Source organism: Paraliobacillus sp. JSM ZJ581 (assembly GCF_044383835.1).
In the GTDB taxonomy this organism is placed as follows: Bacteria; Bacillota; Bacilli; order Bacillales; family Amphibacillaceae; genus Paraliobacillus.
Window position 1 is genome coordinate 1 of the sequence record NZ_JBISEP010000017.1, and the last position, 22680, is coordinate 22680.

23 protein-coding genes, 1 tRNA gene and 1 other RNA gene are annotated in these 22680 nt (G+C 35.9%); 5 read left to right on the forward strand and 20 right to left on the reverse strand.

From position 1 onward, the window contains the following. Positions 1-170: 170 nt before the first annotated feature. Positions 171-532: a transfer-messenger RNA gene (ssrA, locus tag ACH6CY_RS10145) on the reverse strand. A gap of 212 nt (positions 533-744) precedes the next feature. Between ssrA and ACH6CY_RS10150 the strand changes: the two genes are divergently transcribed. Next, complete coding sequence (locus ACH6CY_RS10150; RefSeq protein WP_374067222.1) at positions 745-1314, forward strand: DUF6944 family repetitive protein; 570 nt, start codon at positions 745-747, stop codon at positions 1312-1314. Here ACH6CY_RS10150 and smpB read toward each other — a convergent pair. Next, positions 1298-1762, reverse strand: a complete 465-nt coding sequence (gene smpB, locus ACH6CY_RS10155; RefSeq protein WP_374067223.1) for an SsrA-binding protein SmpB — start codon at positions 1760-1762, stop codon at positions 1298-1300. The two genes, ACH6CY_RS10150 and smpB, sit on opposite strands and share 17 nt — an antisense overlap. Before the next feature lie 145 nt (positions 1763-1907). Between smpB and ACH6CY_RS10160 the strand changes: the two genes are divergently transcribed. After that, positions 1908-2777, forward strand: a complete 870-nt coding sequence (locus ACH6CY_RS10160; protein ID WP_374067224.1) for a GNAT family N-acetyltransferase — start codon at positions 1908-1910, stop codon at positions 2775-2777. Positions 2778-2828: 51 nt separating this feature from the next. Here the strand turns inward: ACH6CY_RS10160 and rnr are convergent, their stop codons facing one another. The 3 genes from rnr to secG form a co-directional block, all read right to left on the reverse strand. Continuing rightward, entirely contained in the window at positions 2829-5108 is a 2280-nt protein-coding gene (gene rnr / locus ACH6CY_RS10165; RefSeq protein WP_374067225.1) for a ribonuclease R, read from the reverse strand. Between the two features lie 44 nt (positions 5109-5152). Further along, positions 5153-5896 (reverse strand): alpha/beta hydrolase, encoded by a 744-nt coding sequence (locus ACH6CY_RS10170; RefSeq protein ID WP_374067226.1) that lies wholly within the window; start codon positions 5894-5896, stop codon positions 5153-5155. Positions 5897-6028: 132 nt separating this feature from the next. Then, positions 6029-6259, reverse strand: coding sequence for a preprotein translocase subunit SecG (gene secG, locus ACH6CY_RS10175; protein ID WP_374067227.1), 231 nt, complete (start codon positions 6257-6259; stop codon positions 6029-6031). A 488-nt stretch (positions 6260-6747) separates the two neighbouring features. Between secG and ACH6CY_RS10180 the strand changes: the two genes are divergently transcribed. Together ACH6CY_RS10180 and ptsP are read left to right on the forward strand one after the other, a co-directional pair. Next, on the forward strand, positions 6748-7017 hold the full coding sequence (locus tag ACH6CY_RS10180; RefSeq protein WP_374067228.1) for a phosphocarrier protein HPr: 270 nt from the start codon (positions 6748-6750) through the stop codon (positions 7015-7017). Between the two features lie 6 nt (positions 7018-7023). After that, entirely contained in the window at positions 7024-8739 is a 1716-nt protein-coding gene (gene ptsP, locus ACH6CY_RS10185; protein ID WP_374067229.1) for a phosphoenolpyruvate--protein phosphotransferase, read from the forward strand. 102 nt (positions 8740-8841) lie between these two features. Here the strand turns inward: ptsP and eno are convergent, their stop codons facing one another. The 14 genes from eno to clpP all read right to left on the reverse strand — a co-directional run bounded on the left by eno (position 8842) and on the right by clpP (position 20979). After that, entirely contained in the window at positions 8842-10128 is a 1287-nt protein-coding gene (eno, locus tag ACH6CY_RS10190) for a phosphopyruvate hydratase (protein WP_374067230.1), read from the reverse strand. Between the two features lie 34 nt (positions 10129-10162). Next, entirely contained in the window at positions 10163-11701 is a 1539-nt protein-coding gene (gene gpmI / locus ACH6CY_RS10195; RefSeq protein WP_374067231.1) for a 2,3-bisphosphoglycerate-independent phosphoglycerate mutase, read from the reverse strand. Continuing rightward, positions 11698-12456, reverse strand: coding sequence for a triose-phosphate isomerase (gene tpiA / locus ACH6CY_RS10200; protein ID WP_374067232.1), 759 nt, complete (start codon positions 12454-12456; stop codon positions 11698-11700). Before tpiA ends, gpmI begins: the two co-directional genes overlap by 4 nt. A 36-nt stretch (positions 12457-12492) precedes the next feature. Further along, entirely contained in the window at positions 12493-13683 is a 1191-nt protein-coding gene (locus ACH6CY_RS10205; protein ID WP_374067233.1) for a phosphoglycerate kinase, read from the reverse strand. 180 nt (positions 13684-13863) lie between these two features. Continuing rightward, entirely contained in the window at positions 13864-14865 is a 1002-nt protein-coding gene (gene gap / locus ACH6CY_RS10210; protein WP_374067234.1) for a type I glyceraldehyde-3-phosphate dehydrogenase, read from the reverse strand. A gap of 33 nt (positions 14866-14898) precedes the next feature. Continuing rightward, positions 14899-15927, reverse strand: coding sequence for a sugar-binding transcriptional regulator (locus tag ACH6CY_RS10215; RefSeq protein WP_374067235.1), 1029 nt, complete (start codon positions 15925-15927; stop codon positions 14899-14901). 243 nt (positions 15928-16170) lie between these two features. Then, a complete protein-coding gene (locus tag ACH6CY_RS10220) occupies positions 16171-17133 on the reverse strand; it encodes an L-lactate dehydrogenase (protein WP_374067236.1) in 963 nt (320 codons plus the stop codon). A gap of 231 nt (positions 17134-17364) precedes the next feature. Beyond that, positions 17365-17556, reverse strand: coding sequence for a hypothetical protein (locus ACH6CY_RS10225; RefSeq protein WP_374067237.1), 192 nt, complete (start codon positions 17554-17556; stop codon positions 17365-17367). 175 nt (positions 17557-17731) lie between these two features. Then, on the reverse strand, positions 17732-17920 hold the full coding sequence (locus ACH6CY_RS10230) for a hypothetical protein (protein WP_374067238.1): 189 nt from the start codon (positions 17918-17920) through the stop codon (positions 17732-17734). Positions 17921-18093: 173 nt separating this feature from the next. Beyond that, positions 18094-18246, reverse strand: a complete 153-nt coding sequence (sspO, locus tag ACH6CY_RS10235) for a small acid-soluble spore protein O (protein ID WP_374067239.1) — start codon at positions 18244-18246, stop codon at positions 18094-18096. 66 nt (positions 18247-18312) lie between these two features. After that, positions 18313-18654 (reverse strand): hypothetical protein, encoded by a 342-nt coding sequence (locus ACH6CY_RS10240; protein WP_374067240.1) that lies wholly within the window; start codon positions 18652-18654, stop codon positions 18313-18315. Positions 18655-18713: 59 nt separating this feature from the next. Then, entirely contained in the window at positions 18714-19274 is a 561-nt protein-coding gene (locus ACH6CY_RS10245; RefSeq protein WP_374067241.1) for a maltose acetyltransferase domain-containing protein, read from the reverse strand. Positions 19275-19427: 153 nt separating this feature from the next. Further along, positions 19428-19676 (reverse strand): hypothetical protein, encoded by a 249-nt coding sequence (locus tag ACH6CY_RS10250; RefSeq protein ID WP_374067242.1) that lies wholly within the window; start codon positions 19674-19676, stop codon positions 19428-19430. A 712-nt stretch (positions 19677-20388) separates the two neighbouring features. Then, on the reverse strand, positions 20389-20979 hold the full coding sequence (clpP, locus tag ACH6CY_RS10255) for an ATP-dependent Clp endopeptidase proteolytic subunit ClpP (protein ID WP_374067243.1): 591 nt from the start codon (positions 20977-20979) through the stop codon (positions 20389-20391). Positions 20980-21344: 365 nt separating this feature from the next. On the opposite strand from clpP, the gene ACH6CY_RS10260 reads away from it, so the two are divergent. Then, positions 21345-21417, forward strand: a tRNA-Arg gene (locus ACH6CY_RS10260). 285 nt (positions 21418-21702) lie between these two features. Here ACH6CY_RS10260 and whiA read toward each other — a convergent pair. Next, positions 21703-22647, reverse strand: coding sequence for a DNA-binding protein WhiA (gene whiA / locus ACH6CY_RS10265; RefSeq protein ID WP_374067244.1), 945 nt, complete (start codon positions 22645-22647; stop codon positions 21703-21705). Positions 22648-22680 lie beyond the last annotated feature (33 nt).

Consider the following 22680-nt stretch of genomic DNA (forward strand, 5'->3'; position numbering starts at 1 on the left):
GCTACTTTAGGACGCGAACATAAAATAATTCAGTTGACTATTCTGACTCACCAACGTGATTTGACGTAGAACCTTTTAAACCCACTCAAATATACCAATTCAAATAAAAATGTTACCACAAATGTTACCACTAAAATAAAAAAGCCACCATATCAACGTTTAAAGTTGATTGGTGGAGACGGTGGGAATCGAACCCACGTCCAGAGATATCGCCACTCAGGCGTCTACATGTGTAGTTGATATATTGTCATTCGCTAACTATTCGGCCTATCAACAGGCTTCCTAGTAACTAGTCTGATTAGTCTCTTCTGAGCATCCTCAGACGGTGGATGTCAGCGTATCCCGCTTCAGTTGAGACCCTTCAATCTACCACACGGGCGATGGTAGGAAGGATCCTTTAGTGCTACTTACGCAGCTGCTAAAGAGAAATTGTTTTCTTTGCCAGTTATTATTGGCGTGTAACGTTTTACGAGACGTAACCTCGACACGCAGCCTGAGCTCGATCTACCCCTGTCGAATCCGTAACGTCCCCATAAAATAAAGGAACAAACGGATATGGCTAGAAAAAGCCTATATCATATTAAATTGTTTGTTTTCTTAATCCATTATTATTATAACAAATCTATAACTAATTTCAAGTAAAGGATCCCTGTCAATTCATCCCATAGTACAAATACCAACGCACGATATGTGGTCACATCATACACTATACTAATTAATATGGTTGATGGATGTGATCCGTGTATGGACAATCAAGAGAATATCGTTTTTGGTGGATGGGTGCAGGCAATTGGTACAGTCCTATCAGCGTTGGGCAACACTCCAAACATCTCAATCTCGTCAGAAATAAAGAAAGATTTTGATTTGATTGGAAATACCCTACAAGCAACTGGAAACGCCATTCAAGTTAAAGAATTCACCCTTGAAGACCTTTATAGTATCGGAAACGAAATACAAGCAATAGGAAACACGACAGTGGTTGCATCCTTCCTCCTACCTGCTGATCAAATGACTAAAGAACGATTAGATACAAAAGGAAATCTACTGCAAGCACTTGGAGGAACCGTTAGTTTCTCAGAAAATTTGAAAGAGAAAAATAGTCTAGATGTATTATATAACGGGATCGGAAATGTATTACAAGTAATTGGTAACAGCCTACAAGCCCTTTCTTCACAAAGTAAAACCAATGCTACTTTAATAAATACACTTGGAAGTTGGATCCAAGCAATTGGAGCTGTTATGACTGCAATTGGTGGTAGTATGGGTAATGATATATTTGTCTCCCCCAACGACATATCTAATAGTTATTTTTAATTGCTCGATCCATGTCACGCTTTGCTTGTTTCCGTTTCAAGTCTTCTCGTTTATCATATTTTTTCTTTCCTTTACCTAATCCAATTAAAACTTTTGCTACCCCATTTTTAATATAGATTTTCAATGGTACAAGCGAGTAACCTGCCTGTTGTGTTTCGCCAATCAATCGATCAATTTCTTTTCGATGTAATAATAATTTTCTTGCTCTTGTTGGTTCATGATTGTAACGATTCCCTTGTTCATAAGGAGAAATGTGCATATTATGCAGGTAAGCTTCTCCCTTATAATCAATCCGGGCAAAACTATCCTTCATATTGACACGCCTGGCACGAATTGATTTTATTTCTGTTCCCTGTAAAACAAGACCAGCTTCAAATGTATCTTCAATCAAATAATCATGATTTGCTTTTTTATTTTGGGCTATCAGTTGCCCTTGACCTTTTGGCATAAGCTGCTTCCTCCTCTTCCTACATGACATTTATTTTAACAGTTTCAACGTGCATAAACAACGCTTATTCATAGACAATGAAGTTTTCTAAATGCGATGATATAATAGTTGTTTCACTCATGTTTTTACTAAGGGAGTTTTTCAAGTGAACCAACGATTATTCACTGTTCGCCAATTAACAATCAATGACCATGTATTAGTCAAACAGATGCATACAGAGATGCAGGATGATTATGTATTACATATTTTCCCCCATTTAGTTCAATCAGAAACACAAGCTTTATTTGGTTGGTTTGTAAACAATCATTTAGCATCGATTGCTGGCTATACGTTATTCCCCGGTGGATATGCTATGTTAGGTCGTCTCCGTAGTGATCAGCGTTTTCGTAAAAAGGGACATGCAGCAAATCTTCTGTCACATATGGTTGACATGCTTGTGCGTGATCCTAATGTGCGTTGGATTGGCGCAAATACAAATATACATAATTCTGCAGCTAAAAAAGTGATAGAAAAACTGGGGTTAGATGAAATTACCTCCCTTTATTCTTTTCCTGTGAAACCTAATGCCTTTGTAAAGGGTACAGACGGAGAGATTTGGAGGAAAATAACCTCTTCTTCAGACAAACGTACATTACTGAAGCGATTAAAAAAGGAAAACGCCCTAAATGTTTATCCGTTTGAATGTTATTATCCGCTGCCATATACTGACACTCTGATTACGGATGAAGAACTAGAACAATCTTACTTTTTTCTTAATCCAACAAATGATCGCTTCCTAATTATTAAAAATGATCAAAAAAGAGAACGGTTTGCCCAAATAAAGTATTTTTGGAATGATCACTTTGAGCAAGCTGGCTTTTGGAATACAGTCAATCACCAAGTAAAAAATGATTGTCTAAGCCCACGACCTTGGTTAGATTTTTCTGAAGAAGGTTTAGCTAACATTCCAAATATAAAACTTTTTGATGTCTCAGATGGATGGATACTCTATGGTAGATGGGTAAAAAAAGCTTAATGAGTTACATGAAAAGAATGCACAAAACGCTTATTGTGCATTCTTCTACTACTATTTTTTCTTTTTCTTCTTAGATGATTTCGGTGGCTTCATCTTTCCTTTGTTCTTTTTTCCCTTAGAAGAAGACTTGTCTTTTTTTCTTCTTTCTTTTCGGTTGTTCGTTTCATTATTTACGGTTGAACGAACGCGTCTAGGCTTCATTCCAACAATTTCAAAGTCCACTGCACGTTCTTCAAGATTTACATTTGCTACTTTGACCGTTATCTCATCACCAATACGGAAGATGTTCCCTGTTCTTTCACCAATCATTGCAAATGATCTTTCATCAAAGTGATAATAGTCATCAGTTAAGTAGCTAACATGAACAAGACCTTCTACTGTGTTTGGCAGTTCTACGAATAAGCCGAAGTTAGTAACAGAACTAATCACACCATCAAATGCTTCTCCAACTTTATCCTGCATATATTCTGCTTTTTTCAAATCATCTGTTTCACGTTCTGCATCGACTGCTGCTCGTTCCTTCTCAGAAGCATGCTTTGCAATTTCTGGCATGCGGTCTTTCCATTGTTGTCGTGTTTTCTGATCAATTTGATTGTTAACTAAATAAGTACGTATTAGTCGATGTACAATCAAATCAGGATAACGTCGTATTGGAGAGGTGAAGTGTGTATAAAAATCTGTCGCCAATCCAAAATGCCCAATGCTTTGCGGATCATATTTTGCTTGCTTCATCGAACGTAACATCAGTTTAGAGATAATCATCTCTTCTTGCTCACCCTGAACCATATCAAGTACTTTTTGCAGGGATTGTGGATGAATTTCATTTGCTGTCCCTTTCACTGAATAACCTAACTGTCCAATGAATTCAAAGAACTTTTGGAGCTTATCCGGATCTGGGTCTTCGTGAATACGATGGATAAATGGTACATCCATCCAATGAAAATGTTCTGCTACCGTTTCATTTGCAGCCAACATAAATTCTTCGATTAATCGTTCAGCAACAGATCGTTCTCTAATCACCACATCTTCCGCTTTCCCGTTAGAATCCACTAAGACTTGGGCTTCTTTAAAATCAAAATCAATCGCTCCACGTCCAAAACGTTTTCTACGTAATATTTCTGCTAATTCCTCCATGTCCTCAAACATTGGAACAAGTTCACGATAACGTTGCCTTAATTCGCTATCTTGATCAACAAGGATACTATTTACATCGGAGTAAGTCATTCGTTCATTTGTTCGAATCACACTTTGGAAGATATCATGTTTGACCACTTCGCCACTTCGATTAATTTCCATTTCACAACTTAATGTTAAACGATCTACTTGTGGATTTAAGGAACAAATCCCATTGGATAAACGATGGGGAATCATCGGGATCACACGATCTACTAGATAGACACTTGTTGCTCGATCAAAAGCTTCCTTGTCGATCGGAGAATTCTCTTCGACATAATAAGAAACATCTGCAATGTACACACCAAGCTTGTAATTTCCATTAGATAATTTTTTTACTGTAACAGCATCATCTAAGTCTTTAGCATCTGCACCATCAATTGTCACAATCGTTTCATCACGCAAATCACGTCTGTTTTCCAGTTCAGAAGACTGGATTTCCTCAGGTACTTGCTTTGCATGTGCTAACACCTCTTCTGGAAAATCGACCTGAATCCCATGTTTGTATATGATTGATATAATATCCATACCTGGATCGTTCTTATGACCAAGTATTTCTACAACTACGCCTTCAGCGCTCATTCTTTCTTCTGGGAATCTTGTTATATCAACAATAACTTTATGTCCTGTAACGGCACCATTCGATGCATTTTTCGGTATAAAAATATCGTTAGGAATACGTTTATCATCTGCGATAACAAATCCAAAGTTACCGTTATCTTCATACGTACCAATAATGCGTGTAGTTGCACGTTCAACAATACGAATAACCACACCTTCTGAACGACGGTCAAGCTCACCTTTATTATCAACACGTACAAGCACAATGTCATTATTCATCGCAGATTGTAAATCTGAATGATTAATATACACATCACTTTGATTTTCATCATCAGGGATTAAAAACGCAAAACCTTTTGCATGCATTTGAATACGTCCACGAATTAAATTCATTCGCTCTGGTAAGCCATAACGATTTTTTCGTGTACGCACTAATTCTCCTTTTTCCTCTAATTCATTTAGTAGCTTCATTAACATTCTAAACTCATCAGCGTTCTCTAATGATAAAGCTTCTTCAATTTCCTGTACGTTTAATGGTTTGGTCGCTTCTGTTTTAAAATAATTCATTAATGATTGTTGCATTTGTTTAAATTCCATTCTTTCACCTTCTTTCTACTAGACAGGTCTAGCTATATTATGGGTTAAGACCAATCTAATGATTCTAAAAATTGATAAATATCTTCATGAACGTCATCTTTTTTCGGGCCTAATGTAATCGCATGTCCAGCGTCTTCATACCATTTAATTGTTTTCAGGTCACATTCAACATTATCGTAAATGTATGTTGCACTAGCTATATCAATCATTTGGTCATCTTCTGCTTGCACAACAAATGTCGGTGTGTAGATTTGATCTACGTGCTTCTGTACATCTGTAATGATTCCACCGAGCTCTTGAAACAATGGATTGGATTGATCCAACAATTGTTTAATTTCCTCATCTATTGTGTCTCGATCTTTTCCTTCTGCTTGTTTGTACTGTCTTGCATAAATTTGAAATCCTTTCGTGAGCTGTGAACTATGATTAAAAAACATTGGGGCACACATAGGAACAACACCAGTGATTCGTTCTGAATAAGAAAGTTTAAGACCGAGCACACCACCTAATGAAAGACCAGCAACCGCAATCTTTTCATAACCCAAATCTTTTAAATGTTGATATGCTACTTTCACATCTTCCCACCACTCAGCAGCTCCTACACCAATTAAGTCATCAGGAGACCCACCGTGTCCACGGTAAATTGGTGCATGTGTTGTATAACCTTTTTTTTGTAAAAATCTTGCTAGCATTCGCACATCTGCAGTATGTCCTGTGAACCCATGTAATAATAATACCGCTCTATCACCTTCTTCAAACGTAAAGGCTTGAGGTTTTTTTATATTCATCAAAAATTCTTCCTTTCTAACTTTGTTGTATCATTATATTTTAGCAAAGAAAAAGTTACTCTCCTAATATCTGAACTGATTCTATTCAAAAACCCTCTTATTGCTTAAAACAATAAGAGGGTTTAATATGCACTATAAAATATAAGCAACCGAAAAAGTTAATACGAATAACAATACTCCTGCAATAACTGTTGCACGGTGTAATACTGCATCAATACCACGTGCTTTTTGTTTTCCGAATAGTTGTTCTGCACCACCAGAAATTGCACCTGATAAACCGGCACTTTTTCCTGACTGTAATAAAACTAAAACAATGAGTGCTATAGCATCAACAATTAATAACGTAATCGCAACTCCTTGCATGGTTGCGCACACCTCCTATAACGCACTAATACATAAAGATAATGTAGCATAAACTCCCAGTGTTTAGCAAGTTAATTGTTAAAAAGACTTAGAATAGAAACACTTAGAAAAAATTGATTTAGAAGCGACAACTACAGATTTTATTAATATTAAAGGAATTATTAGAATAAAAATGAAATAGAAGCAAAAACTGAAAAAGAAGTAAATGAAGTTGGACAAACTATTGTACCAGTACATTGACACGAGCAAATAAATAGACAAGTAAATAGACGAACGCTACCGCAAAATGTAAGTAGACTTTAACTTAATATAATGGTATTGTAGTAGCGGTATAATGTAAAGAAAGGCACAATGAAAGCGTTCTTTTTTATAAAATAGTACAATTATGTATCGTTTTTCGTGTAATTGTTGAAATTTCACCTCAAAACAGAGTAAAATTGTACTGAAGTATACCTATAAAATATTATTTATTCAGGAGGGTTTTTTTCATGGCAGCAGAAAAAGTTGTTACAATTACAGATTCAACAGGAGTTCACGCACGTCCAGCGACAGTGTTAGTTAATAAGGCGGGCAGTTTTTCATCTGATATTAACCTAGAATACAATGGTAAATCAGTTAATTTGAAATCAATTATGGGTGTTATGTCACTTGGCATTCCTAAGGATGCAGAAGTTAAGTTTATTGCTGAAGGTTCTGATGAAAAAGAAGCTATCGATGCTATTTATGAGTTAATTAAAAAAGAAGGACTAGGGGAGTAATTTTTAATGACTACTATAAAAGGGATTGCAGCATCAAATGGAGTTGCTATTGCTAAAGTTTATAAGCTAGAAGCTCCTGATCTTTCTTTTGAAAAAAAGATCATTGATGATGTAGAAGCAGAAGTAAAACGCTTAAATGATGCGCTTGACATTTCTAAGAGAGAATTAGAGATAATTAAAGAAAATGCGCGCAAAACTTTGGGTGATGAACATGCTGAAATCTTCTCAGCTCACTTGCTAGTATTAGGAGATCCAGAATTAATTAATCCAATGGAAGATAATATTAGAACAAATAAAGTAAATGCTGAATCTGCTTTGGATGAGACAGCTACGATGTTTATTAATATGTTTAAAGCAATGGATAATGAATATATGCGTGAACGTGCCGCTGATATTCAAGATGTAACGAAGCGAGTTATGGCACACCTTTTAAATGTATCATTCCCAGATCCAGCACTTATTGATGAAGAAGTTGTCGTTATTGCAGAAGATTTAACACCTTCTGATACAGCACAATTGAATAAGCAATTTGTTAAAGGGTTTACTACGAATATTGGTGGCCGGACTTCGCACTCTGCTATTATGGCTCGGTCGCTTGAAATTCCTGCAGTGGTAGGAACAAAAACAATTACTAATGATGCAAAAGAAGGCGACATTGTTATTGTAGATGGAATCGATGGACAAGTTATTATCAATCCATCTGATGAAGCAATTAAACAGTATGAGCAAAAACAAGCTGACTTTGAACAGCAAAAAGAAATCTGGGCCAAATTAAAAGATGAGCCTACAATTTCCGCTGATGGTTCACATGTAGAGTTAGTTGCTAACATTGGTACACCTGAAGATGTTACTGGTATTATTAATAATGGTGGCGAAGGTGTCGGTCTATATCGTACAGAGTTTCTTTACATGGGTAAAAGCGAACTTCCTACAGAAGATGAACAATTTGAAGCATATAAGTCTGTTCTAGAGCAAATGGGAGATAAACCGGTTGTTGTTCGTACATTAGATATCGGTGGAGATAAAGAATTAAACTATCTTGACCTACCAAAAGAAATGAATCCATTTTTAGGATTCCGTGCGATTCGTCTTTGCTTAGAGCGTGACGACATTTTCCGTGTTCAATTACGCGCATTGCTAAGAGCAAGTACCTATGGGAATTTAAAAATCATGTTCCCAATGATTGCAACATTGAATGAATTCCGTGAAGCGAAGCAACTTTTACTTGAAGAAAAAGAAAATCTTCAAAAAGAAGGGGTTAAAGTTTCTGATGACATTGAAGTAGGGATCATGGTAGAAATTCCATCTACTGCGGTAATTGCTCGTCAATTTGCTAAGGAAGTTGACTTCTTTAGCATTGGTACAAATGATTTAATTCAATACACAATGGCAGCTGACCGTATGAATGAACGAGTATCATACTTGTATCAGCCATACCACCCTGCTATTTTAAATCTCGTAAACAATGTAATTGAAGCAGCACACGCTGAAGGTAAATGGGCTGGTATGTGTGGAGAAATGGCTGGAGACTCTATAGCTATTCCAATCCTTCTTGGACTTGGTTTAGATGAATTCAGTATGAGTGCGACATCTATTTTACCAGCACGTACACAAATCAAGGAACTTTCAAAGAAGGAACTTGCATCATATAAAGATCAATTACTAAGTATGAATACAGCTGATGAAGTAGAAGCATTTATTCGCGAAAAAACAAATCAATAATGTAAGAAGCTTCAATTCAAATTCGAATTGAAGCTTTTTGTTTTGTTTGCATAAAAAAAGATGCACTCTAATGATTAGAGTACATCTTTTTAAATTTAATCCTTATTTGTTAAGGTTGTAAAATGCATTTTTTCCAGCATATTTTGCTGTACCAACTAATTCGTCTTCAATGCGAAGTAATTGGTTATATTTTGCTACACGGTCCGTACGAGACGGTGCACCTGTTTTGATTTGACCAGCGTTAGTCGCAACAGCAATATCAGCAATTGTAGCATCTTCTGTTTCACCGGAACGGTGTGAGATAACTGCTGTGTAGCCAGCACGCTTTGCCATTTCAATTGCTTCGAAAGTTTCAGTTAGTGTACCAATTTGGTTCACTTTTACAAGAATAGAGTTACCTACACCTTGCTCAATACCTTGTGCAAGACGTTTTGTGTTTGTAACGAATAGATCGTCACCAACTAACTGAACACGGTCTCCAATACGATCTTGAAGCAATTTATGACCATCCCAGTCATTTTCATCTAAACCATCTTCAATTGAGATGATTGGATATTTATTAACCATTTCTTCGTACCAATCACACATTTCAGCAGAAGTACGAACAACACCTTCGCCTTTAAGGTTGTATTTACCATCTTCGTAAAATTCAGAAGAAGCTACGTCCATTGCAAGTTTTACTTCTTCACCTGGCTTATATCCAGCAGCTTCAATTGCTTCAATGATTGTAGAAAGTGCTTCTTCATTTGATTTCAAGTTAGGAGCAAATCCACCTTCATCACCTACACCAGTGTTGTAGCCTTTTGAGCTAAGTACTTTTTTCAGGCTATGGAAGATTTCAGCACCCATACGTAATGCTTCACGGAATGTTGGAGCACCTACTGGCATAACCATGAATTCTTGAATATCTACGTTATTATCCGCATGCTCTCCACCGTTTAAGATGTTCATCATTGGTGTTGGAAGTGTAGTTGCATTGAATCCGCCTAAGTAAGTGTATAATGGCATACCTAGGTGATCTGCTGCTGCGTGCGCTACTGCCATTGAAACACCAAGAATTGCGTTAGCACCTAATTTACCTTTGTTTTCTGTACCATCTAATTCAAGTAATAAATGATCAATAACCACTTGACGAGTAACGTCTAAACCAAGTAGTTCTGGAGCAATTGCTTCGTTTACGTTTTCTACAGCTTTTAATACGCCTTTACCTAAGTAACGGTCTTTATCTCCATCACGTAGTTCTACTGCTTCATGTTCACCAGTAGAAGCACCACTTGGTACTAAAGCTGATCCGAAAGCTCCTGATTCTGTATAAACTTCTACTTCTATTGTTGGGTTACCGCGGGAATCTAATACTTCACGTGCATAAACGTCTGTAATGTATGGCATAATGTTTAACTCTCCTTTTTCTTGTTTAAATTGATTATTTTTTAATTAATGATTGACCTGTCATTTCTTTTGGCTGTGCTACATCTAATAAATCTAGCATCGTTGGAGCCAAATCACCAAGAATTCCACCTTCACGCAACTCAATACCTTCTTTTGTTACGATAACTGGAACAGGATTGGTTGTATGAGCAGTCATCGGTGTACCATCTAAAGAAACTACTTCATCAGAGTTACCATGGTCAGCCGTAATGATAGCTTGACCACCTTTTTCAAGGATTTTATCTACAATCTTACCTAAGCATTCATCAACTGTCTCAATTGCTTTCACAGTTGGTTCAAGCATACCAGAATGTCCAACCATATCAGGATTAGCGAAGTTCAAAATGATTGCATTTTGATTCCCTTCATCCAACTCCTTCAATAGCGCATCAGTCACTTCATAAGCGCTCATTTCTGGTTTTAAATCATACGTTGCAACTTTAGGCGAATCAATTAAAATTCGTTTTTCTCCAGGGAATTCCTTTTCACGTCCACCACTCATAAAGAATGTGACATGCGGATATTTCTCTGTCTCTGCAATGCGTAATTGATTTAAACTATTTTGTGATAATACTTCTCCAATCGTGTTATCAAGATTTACTGGTTCATATGCAACCATTCCATCTACTGTCTCACTAAATTGTGTTAAGCATACAAATTTAATATCTTTTGGTGCTTTATCTCCGCGATCAAAATCTCGGAAATCTTCATTTGCAAATGTACGAGAAATTTGTATTGCACGGTCAGGGCGGAAATTATAGAAAATAATTGAATCATTATCTTCAATGGTTGCTTTAGGTTGCCCATCTTCACCTGTAATAACAGAAGGAATAACGAACTCGTCATAAATTTCGTTGGCATAAGAATCTTCAACAACTTGTAAAGGATCTGTATATTTCGGTCCTTCACCATAAACCATGGCGTCATAAGCCTTCTTCACACGATCCCAACGTTTATCTCTATCCATTGAATAATAACGGCCTGAGATCGTTGCAAATTCACCCACACCATACTCATTCATCTTTTCCTGTGCTGCTTGAATATATTTCTTCGCTGACTTTTGACCAACGTCACGGCCATCTAAAAACCCGTGTACATACACTTTTTTCAAGCCTTTATCAGCTGCTAGCTTAAGAACAGCGTATAAATGTTCGATATGACTGTGTACACCGCCATCAGATAATAACCCAAACACATGTAGTGCTTTATCATTGTCTTTTGCGTGATTAATCGCTTTTATCATTATTTGATTTTCAAAAAAATCACCTTCACGAATAGATAAGTTAACTCGTGTTAAACTTTGGTAGACAATACGTCCAGCACCAATATTTAAATGACCTACTTCTGAATTACCCATCTGACCTTCTGGTAAGCCAACAGCTTCTCCACTTGCTGTCAATTGATTATGTGGGAATTGATTCCAAAAGCGATCGAAATTAGGTGTGTTTGCTTGCTTTACAGCATTTCCTTTTACTTCATCACGGATGGCATATCCATCAAGAATAATTAGAGCCGCTAATTTATCTTGACTCATTTTGCACCAGCCTCCACTAATTTCAAGAAAGAATCAGCTTCTAAGCTTGCGCCACCTACTAATGCTCCATCAATGTCTGACTGTGCTAGCAGTTCATCAACATTTGCTGGTTTTACACTACCACCGTATTGAATACGTACTGCTTCTGCAGCATCTGAGGATACAGCTTCTGCAACTACTTTACGGATATGCGCACACACTTCGTTAGCTTGCTCTGAAGTAGCTGTTTTACCAGTTCCAATAGCCCAAATTGGCTCATAAGCAATAATTGTTGCTTTTACTTGGTCTTCAGAAAGGTTCGCCAATGCTTTTTTCACTTGATCAGCAACTAAATCCATTGTTTGGTTACTTTCACGTTGCTCTAGAGTCTCACCTACACAAACAATTGGTGTTAAACCATGATTGAATGCTGCGTGCGTTTTTTTGTTAACTGTTTCATCTGTTTCAGCAAAGTATTCACGACGTTCTGAGTGACCTAAAACAACGTAAGTTACACCAATATCTTTCAACATTGCTGGGCTTACTTCACCAGTAAATGCACCATTGTCTTCATAGTGCATGTTTTGTGCTGCAATTGCTAAATCAGTATCAGCACTTTCTTTTACTAATGTTTGTAGGTATGGAAAAGGTGCACATACAACAGATTCCACTTTATCAGAGCGTGGTATTTTGTTTTTTGTATCAGCTACAAATTGTTCTGCTTCAGCTGATACTTTATTCATTTTCCAGTTTCCTGCAATTACTTTTCTTCGCATAATATGCTCCCTCTCTATTATTTGCCTATACAAATATTATTTATCATTGATTGCTGCTAGGCCTGGTAGTTCTTTGCCTTCTAAATATTCTAAGGATGCCCCACCACCAGTAGAAATATGAGAAAATCTATCTGCATAGCCTAAGTCCATTGCCGCAGCAGCAGAGTCTCCGCCACCAATAATCGTTGTCGCTTCTTCTAGTGAAGCAATTGCTTCACAAACACCGACTGTACCAACAGCGAAGTTTGGCATTTCAAATACACCCATTGGTCCATTCCAGACAACGGTATGTGCGCCTTCTAATTCTTTTTCAAACAATTCAACTGTTTTCGGACCAATATCTAGCCCTTCTAATTCAGCAGGAATCGCATTAGATGGTACTGTCGAAATGTTTGCATCATTAGAAAAATCATCTGCAGCTTTTGTATCAACTGGTAAAATAATTTTTCCATTTGCTCTTTCAAGTAGATCTTTTGCTAAATCAACTTTATCTGCTTCAAGTAATGATTTACCAATCTCTTTTCCTTGTGCTTTGAAGAATGTATAAGCCATTCCACCACCAATAAGTACTTTATCTGCCTTATCAAGTAGATTCTCAATGACACCAATTTTGTCACTAACTTTTGCTCCACCTAATATTGCAACAAATGGACGCTTCGGATTATCAACTGCTTCACCGATGAACTTAATTTCTTTTTCCATCAAAAACCCAGCAGCTGTTTCAATATTTGACGCAATCCCTACATTAGAAGCATGTGAGCGATGCGCTGTACCAAATGCATCGTTAACAAATAGATCGCCTAAACTAGCCCAATATTTACCTAACTCAGGATCGTTTTTACTTTCTTTTTTTCCGTCAACATCTTCAAAACGTGTGTTTTCAAACACGAGTACATCACCATCTTGTAATGTATCAATTGCATTTTCTAATTTTTCGCCACGCGTCTCAGGAACAAAAGCAACTTCTTTGCCTAATAGTTCACCTAAACGAACAGCAACAGGTTTTAAAGATTTACCTTCTTTATCAGCTTCTTCTTTCACTTTACCTAAATGAGAGAAAACGATGACTTTTGCACCTTGATTAATTAAATGTTTAATCGTAGGCAACGCTTGAACAATGCGGTTATCGTTCGTTATATTATTGTCTTTCATTGGCACGTTAAAATCAGCTCTGACTAGAACTTTTTTACCTTGAACAGCTAAATCTGTAACAATTTTCTTTGCCATTTTTTTAATCCTCCATTTTCAAAAACACTAAGCTATACGTTTAATACGTACTGCAAGTAAATCGATTTTCTATTTTCTAAATAGAATATACATTTAAGTATATAAATAGAAAACGGGAAGCGCGATGGCTTCCCGCTTTTCGATCTTCTTAATAGGATCTAAGCAATATTGATTTTGTGATTACAAGTTAGCAAAGTACTCTAATGTACGAACAAGTTGTGCAGTGTAAGACATTTCATTGTCATACCAAGCTACTGTTTTCACTAATTGCTTACCATCAACATCCATTACTTTTGTTTGTGTAGCATCGAAAATGGAACCAAAAGTGCTTCCAATAATATCAGAAGAAACAATCATATCTTCGTTGTAACCATATGATTCGTCCGCTGCTTTTTCCATCGCAGCATTTACTTCATCAACTGTTACATTTTTGTCTAAAACAGAAACTAACTCAGTAAGTGAACCTGTTGGTACCGGAACACGTTGTGCAGCACCATCTAATTTCCCTTGTAATTCAGGAATTACTAGGCCAATTGCTTTCGCAGCACCTGTTGTATTTGGAACAACGTTACCAGCTGCTGTACGTGCACGACGATAGTCACCTTTTGCATGTGGTGCATCAAGTGTATTTTGGTCACCAGTGTATGCGTGAATAGTTGTCATTAAACCTTCTACAACACCAAATTGATCATTTAAAACTTTAGCCATTGGAGCTAAACAGTTTGTTGTACAAGAAGCAGCAGAAATTACTGTTTCATCGCCTTTAAGGATATCGTGGTTAACGTTGTATACTACAGTTGGTACATCATTTCCACCTGGTGCAGAAATAACAACACGTTTTGCTCCACCTTTAAGGTGTAGTTCAGCTTTTTCTTTTGTAGCAAAGAAACCAGTACATTCTAGAACGATTTCTACACCTAAGTCTCCCCAAGGTAATTCTTCAGGATTACGGTTAGAAAGAATTTTTACATCTTTACCATTCACAGTGAAGTAACCATCATTAACAGCTACATCACCTTTAAAAGGTCCTTGTGTAGTATCATATTTTAATAAATGAGCTAGCATATCAGCATCTGTTAAATCATTGATAGCTACCACTTCAATACCTTCTACCTCTTGGATACGACGAAATGCTAAACGGCCGATGCGACCAAAACCATTAATACCTACTTTTACAGTCATTCTTAGTTCCTCCTTGTATAATGCTTATTATATTTAAAGGGAAAAACCCTTTATTAACTCTTTTGCTGCAGCTTCATCTGTGATGAGCACGTTACTCTTCTCTTGCTTACAATAGGAATGAATTGCCTTTGCTTTAGATTTGCCACCTGCAACTGCGATGACATCTTTTATTTTAGACAAATCTTCTAATTGCATTCCTACTGTTCGAACTTTATGAATTACTTCCCCATTATCATTGAGATAATAACCAAAAGCCTCACTAACTGCATTACCCGATTGAATCTTATGTAAAACCTCTTTAGATGCCTTTCGACGTTTCGCCATCGTATCTGCATCACCAATACTATGAACCACAATGTCCGCTTGACGAATAACTTGTAATATTTCTTTTACAGACGGTTCTTCTATAATCGATTGATATGTTTCTTCACTTAATGGATCTGGTACATATAATAGACGATACTCACCATTTACTTTCTTTGCCATTTCTGAACAAATCGTATTTGCCTGGTTTTCTACTCGTTCACCAAGTCCACCACGTGCAGGAACAAATAAGCAATCAAGGATATCATTTGATGGGCGTAACATTTCTGCTACAGTCGCCATTGTTGTCCCACCTGTGACTGCAATCGTTTGACTAGACTGTAAGATCGACTTTAAATAGTCTACTGTAGCTTTGCCCAACTCTTGCTTGACCAATTTATCTTCGTCACTATTTCCAGGAACAATGAAAACATGTTCTAAGCTTAATGTGTCCTTTATTTGCTTTTCTAACACATCAAAACCAAAAAGATCATTCATAAACACTTCCAGTTTTTGCAAAACTTGATAACCAGCATTAGTAACTTTCATTCCTTTTGTTGTAATCTCAAGTAATGCTTGACGATTAAGAAAATCAATTTCAGTTCGAACAATCCGCTCTTTCATATGAACATGTTCTGCTAGGCTTCGACGACCAATAGGCTCTAATACATGAATAAAATGTAGAATTTTATATCTTCGCTGCATCACTTCAAGCAAATCTGGGAACAATTTTTTTTGAACGTCGATCCAATTCTTCATGTTTTAACTCCTTTATACAGTCAACCGGGATTAAAACGTCCCTTCTAGCCAATTTTTGTCCCACTTACAGCAAAAAAATCTCTACAACTTTTATTGTAGCAGATGCATTCCATTTACTCAACTAATTTCTATGTAAATTAATTTTATAAAATTGAAACATATTTAAATCATTAGTAGCCGAAATATCCGACTCAACCTTAAAAAGAATCGGATATTTTAGCATCTTTACATTTTTATAGATTGTCAGTTTACAGTCGGTATGATTTTCTCAGTAATTTCTTTTAACACTTTAGCAGAATGATAAAGTTGCTCTAGTTCTGTTTTGCTTAGGTCAAGGTCTAACACTTCTCTTATGCCATACTCATTAACAATTGCTGGCATGCCTAAGTATACATTCTCAATACCATATTGGCCTTCAAATAATGTTGAGACTGTAACAATCGAATTTTCGTTATATAGTATGGCCCTTGTTAACCTTGCGAGTCCAAGTCCGATACCATAATATGTTGCTCCTTTTCGCTCAATAATATGATAAGCCGCATCTCGAACATTTTCAAAGAGTTGTGTCATATCCTTATCTTTCTCAATATTTTCTATATTACCGTAATCCTTCAGTGGTACTCCTCCAATTTGCACATGACTCCAAACTGGTAGCTCTGAGTCACCGTGCTCACCTATTATATATGCTTGGACATTACGAGAATCGACTTGATAATATTCACTTAATAGATAGCGAAATCTCGCTGTGTCTAAAATTGTACCGGATCCTATTACACGTTCTTGTGGCAAGCCTGATACTTCTAATGCCACATGACTCAGTAGATCGACTGGATTCGTTGCAACAAGTAAGATACCATTAAAGCCACTATCCATAATACTATTAACAATACCTTGCATAATTTTTGCGTTTTTGTGTGCTAGGTCTAATCGTGTTTCTCCAGGCCCTTGATTCGCACCCGCTGTAATAACAACTAAATCTGCATTCTTGCATTCTTCATAGTCACCTGAACGAATTCTCATCGGGAAACCAAATGGCATTCCATGATTTAAATCACGAGCTTCGCCTTCTGCACGTTCTTTATTTAGATCAACTAATACTAACTCATTAACAATTCCTTGATTGACTAATGAATAAGCATAGCTTGATCCAACGAAACCCGCACCGATAATAACTACTTTTCTCGTCTTTGATTGACCAAATGTCATTCCATCATCCCTCCACCTTGCATATATTTTCCCACTATAACAGTAGTAATTTTTTTAAGTACTTTTACAATACCCTATTGCTTAAGAAAATATGTCTTAAGTTCTAAAGAAATTGTTACTTTGATGTTACACTTTTACACCTAAAAAGTACACAAAGTATGTAAAAATATTCTTCTTTTAAAGTATAAGCCTGTCTACTTTAAAGAAGAATATCATCTGCTAATTCTATTTTTAGTTTTTAAAAAGCTGATATTTTTGTTTGATAGTTATTGGCATATCAATCTGTAAAAGATAAGCAAAATATCCGATGAATAAAACATTGGCTGTATATTGCCAAAAATACGAAAACTCAAAAATGTCTTGCAATGCATTTGTTTCCCAAAGAATTAGAAGTGAAATTAATACCCAGTAAACGTATTTCATCCACTCACCCCCATAAATCAATACTTTTTGAAGTTATAATCTAGAAGTAAACAACCTCCACCCCATTATATACCTAAATATCACAAAACGAAATCTTTTTCTTGAATTCTCACTCAAAAACAAGCACCATTCAGGGGATAAATGATGCTTGCTCGAAGACGTATGAAATGTATCATTATGCAAAATAAGATGAAGTGGAGCAAGGAGGTAAAACGGAACGCTCCATTATATTTTGCTTTTTCTCTAGTTCATCTAAACGTCGATTGGATGATGCAATGATAGAAACTAATTGAGCAATTGTCTGTTCTTGCTGTTGCATTTTTATATGCAGTTCCAAAACAGATTGATCATTTTCTAATACCATACATACGCCTCCAAATGATGTGATACTTTAGTTATATGATAAAACATGTCACTTAGCAAATGACAGAAAGCTAGGAATAACCTTTCATAATAGTGAGAAAACATTCATTTTATCATGTGTTTTATTTAATTTAATATCATTTATTTGTTCAATTGATAAATTTGTACAAAATGTTATTGTCTCTTTTTTGTTTTTTTATTATGTTGTTTTTCATTTTCTGTGAGCGGCTCGTTTGCAAACTCATGATCAAACTGATTGGGTAATGTTCCTTTAATCGCTTGTTCATCACTTATATCGACCGGCTTATTTTTACTATGTTTAGTCAAAATAAATCACCTCCACTAATATTATGTGTAGATGATTTTTAAAAATGCAGGTTACATTAGAAATATTTAATTAGCTTTATGACGAAATTGTTTAGAATGCCTCATAGCAAATTGAATTAACTGTTGGTAACTAGATGTGGAAAAGTTCGATTTGAACAAATTGTATATGGCTGTTGTTTGTTCATCTATTAATCTAACTCTCTCTCCACCACGAGCATAAATGGTTACATAAAAGAAAGGTTGTATTAGTCTATTCTCTTTCATAAACTCATCTGAAAAATCAGCATTGATTAACAAGCGGTCTTCCACCATTTTTAAAGAAAGTGTGCTATACAATTGTAAATGCTTCATTTCGTCTATATACAAGCTATCACTCCCTAAACTTTTTTTACGTATCTGTTGCTGCATTATCTTGCCAACAGCTATCATATGATTCGTTTGAGCGATTCATGCTATGTACTGATTTTTTAATTAAATATATTTTTAACAATTCCCGCAGGATTCCCGGCGACAACGACATCATCAGGTATATCTTTTGTTACAACAGATCCTGAACCAATAACAACATTGTCACCAATGACGACTCCAGGATTTATCACTGCTCTTCCACCAATCCAAACATTGTTACCGATTAATATTGGTTTCGCTAATTCTTTACCAGAATTACGCTCAATCGGATCAAGTGGATGGGTGGCAGTGTACATATGCACCCCAGGCGCTAGCATACAATTATCCCCAATCCTTACTTCACTTACATCAAGTATCGTACAATCAAAATTTGCGTAAAAATTCTCACCTACATAGATATTATATCCGTAATCAACCTTAAAGGATGGTTCAATGTTAATCTGCTCCCCTGTATAGCCTAGCATATTTTTTAATATATTGATTCGTTTTTCGTGTTCATTGAACGGAGCATTGTTAAACGCTTGCATTTGTTTGCGGGCAAATAATCTATCCGCTACAAGAACAGGGTCTGCTGGGTTATATAGTTCTCCATCAATCATTTTTTCTTTTTCTGTTTTCAAGTTTATCCACTCCACTTTAATATCTATTTTTTCATTAATTTTATCATAAAATTGGAATCAAAATAGGCATGCAAACAACTTTCATACTATATATCCCACATAAATAAAAGCAAAGTTAGCGTTATCTATCGACGTTAGCTTTGCTTTTTACATTTATTGAAGATAATGATTAATACTTCTTCTAAGATCATGCAATTGTTCCCAAGCTTGTTGATACTGTGAGTTAGATTGCATCTCTTCACTATGCTTGGTTTGCTCTAGTTGTGTTTCTATTTCTTCCAATTGTATAACTGACCCACTTAGTTCCGTTTTTTTCCCTTGTGCTTCTATGATCATCTGCTGCGCATGTTGCAACATATGACTTATCTTATCAAGCTCTGCTTGAAAATTTTGTTTCTCCATCGTGACACACCTTTCTTTTCTTCTATTCTTTAGTTATTCCAATTTAATTAGCGAGCTATACATTAATTTGCGGAAAGTGTGCAATATCATTTCGGATGGAAACGTCAGCTACTATCATTTTCTTGTACGGTTCATCAACCAAAGTATTGTATATGTTAGCTTTTCTAACTGAAAGGAGATAAAAGTGCTAGTTGGTATTGCACCAAGGTTAAATGATGAATCAATCACATTATTTGTGCACAAAGTAAATGTATTCGCGTCTGATTTCTTTACATAACAAGATAAACTTCGTGTGAATGATAAAAGTATGATGGGATTATTATAGTGAATAAAAAAAGGTGTGACAATTTATTTAATTGCTAACGAAAATGAAGATCAAGAGGCAATTGAAACATTAGTTGCATTTTCAAAAAAAAGAAAAGATACTCACAGAATTAATTCATATTAAAAGGGGCCGGGACAAAACTAAATAAGAGGCAGTAGAAAACGGATAATAATTCCTTGTTCAAGGATTATTATCCGTCTTTTTTTCGAGCAAATAAATTAGCTGTGGAAATATACGAGACTCCTGCAGGAATAGCGCAAGCTGAAGCCGTGCCTGCGGAAAGCGAGTATATTTCCACAGCGGTGTTTATTCTGTTGCAAGGAAATTAATCGTTCAGATTTTTAAATAAGAAATAGTGTTATGTCCTAGCCTCTTTTTTATACCTTACTATTCAGTAGGCTTTTTTTCCATCACTTTATCAATTAAACCATATTCTTTCGCCTTTTCTGCAATCATGAAATTATCACGATCTGTATCTTTTTCAATCACTTCAAGTGGTTGCCCAGTTCGTTCAGAAAGGATTTGATTTAACTTCTTACGCATTTCAATAATTCGATTCGCATGAATTTGAATATCAGAAGCTTGCCCTTGTGTCCCCCCCAATGGTTGGTGGATCATTACCTCACTGTTTGGTAACGCATAACGTTTTCCAGGTTCGCCAGCTGCTAGCAAGAATGCACCCATCGATGCCGCCATTCCTACACAGATGGTCGATACATTTGGCTTAATAAACTGCATCGTATCATAAATTGCCATTCCTGCAGTGATGGAACCACCCGGTGAATTGATGTAAATAGAAATATCTTTATCTGGGCTTTCTGCTTCTAAGAAAAGTAGTTGTGCAACAATGCTGTTTGCTACGTTGTCATCAATCGCACTACCTAACATAATAATACGATCTTTTAATAAGCGAGAATAAATATCATATGCACGTTCTCCACGATTGGTTTGTTCAATTACTGTTGGTATTAAATTCATTTGAACATCTGCCTCCTTCAAAATCATCACTTTATCTAGTGAAATAATGTTTCTATGTACATAGTACCTAATTGGTCAATAAAGGTCAAACAAAACACATATGTTGTTGACTTTTATTAAATCATTACTATTTGTATCGTACCCATGTCGTTAGGGAAATAAACCTTACTCCTTATTATAACAGATAAGAAGTCAATATATGAATCGATATGAGGAGAATTTTATTTTATTTTGATGATCAACTTGTTCATTCCCTTACTTATTTGTTAATCTGTCACTTTTTTCATAAATAACGAAACAATTGAATTAATACAGCATATCCGTTATAATAGTTCTTGTTCGCTTAACTTTCTATAAAAATAAATGCGCCCGTAGCTCAGGGGATAGAGCAATGGTTTCCGGTACCATGAGTCGGGGGTTCGAATCCCTCCGGGCGCGCTAGCCTAAATCTTTTTGTAAAGTTTAGGCTTTTTATAATTTTTCTATCAATCCTTTTAGATCGTCTCTTTTTTGGTTAAATCACACTCTGTTTCTAACATTTATCACTAAAACTTACACAACTTTGATGATAAATGAGCGCATATCTGCATGTCTAATTGGATATTTAATCAATACATATTTAACGATTATTTTTCAAAAAATCTACACAGGTAAATACATTTGACATGTTCGCTGATATTTGCAATGTATAAAAAATAGACCCAGGTTGCCCCGAGCCTAATTTTATTGAATTATTTGTTCCTTCTTTAGTTTTTCCGCAAATTGGTCAATTTTTTTCAAACGATGATTGATGCCAGATTTACTTATCTTTCCTCCACTAATCAGTTCACCCAATTCTTTCAGTGACACATCTTGGTGTTGGACACGTAATCTTGCAATTTCTTGTAATTTATCAGGTAGCGCTTCTAAGCCAACGGTCCGGTCAATAAATTTAATATTTTCTACTTGTCGAAAAGCTGCACCAATTGTTTTATTCAAATTCGCTGTTTCACAGTTAACAAGTCGATTAACAGAATTACGCATATCTCGCATAATACGAACATCTTCAAATTTCAGTAACGCTTGATGTGCACCAACATAATTTAAAAACTCTGTAATTTTTTCTGCTTCTTTAATGTATGAAATATAACCATTTCTTCGCTCTAATTTTCTAGCATGTAATTGAAAAGAATTCATTAACTCACATAATGAGTCATTGTGCTCCTGATAAGCATTTGCAATTTCTAAATGATACGATGAGGTTTCAGGATTATTAACAGAACCTCCCGCTAGAAACGCTCCTCTTAAATAAGCACGCTTACAGCATTTCTTTTTCAAATACTTCGATGAAATGGTGCGAACTAATGAGAAGGTCTCTTCAAGAATTCCTAACTCAGCCAATATTTTACGGGAGCCTTCAGTAATTCGTACAATATATACGTTGTTTTTTTTCAATTTCATTTTTTTACGAACAAGTAATTTTACTGGATAATCATACAATGCTTTTAATATAGTATAGATTCGACGAGCAATAGCGGCATTCTCTGTTTGAACATCTAAAACGTATGCTTGTTTAGACACTGAGATTGCTCCATTCATCCGAATTAATGCTGCAAGTTCAGCTTCATCACAACATTTCTTGTTCTCAATTTGGGTCAATTCTTTTTTTATTTCGGATGCAAAAGACATGATTTTCACCTTCCCGTCTTACTTATATCTTCT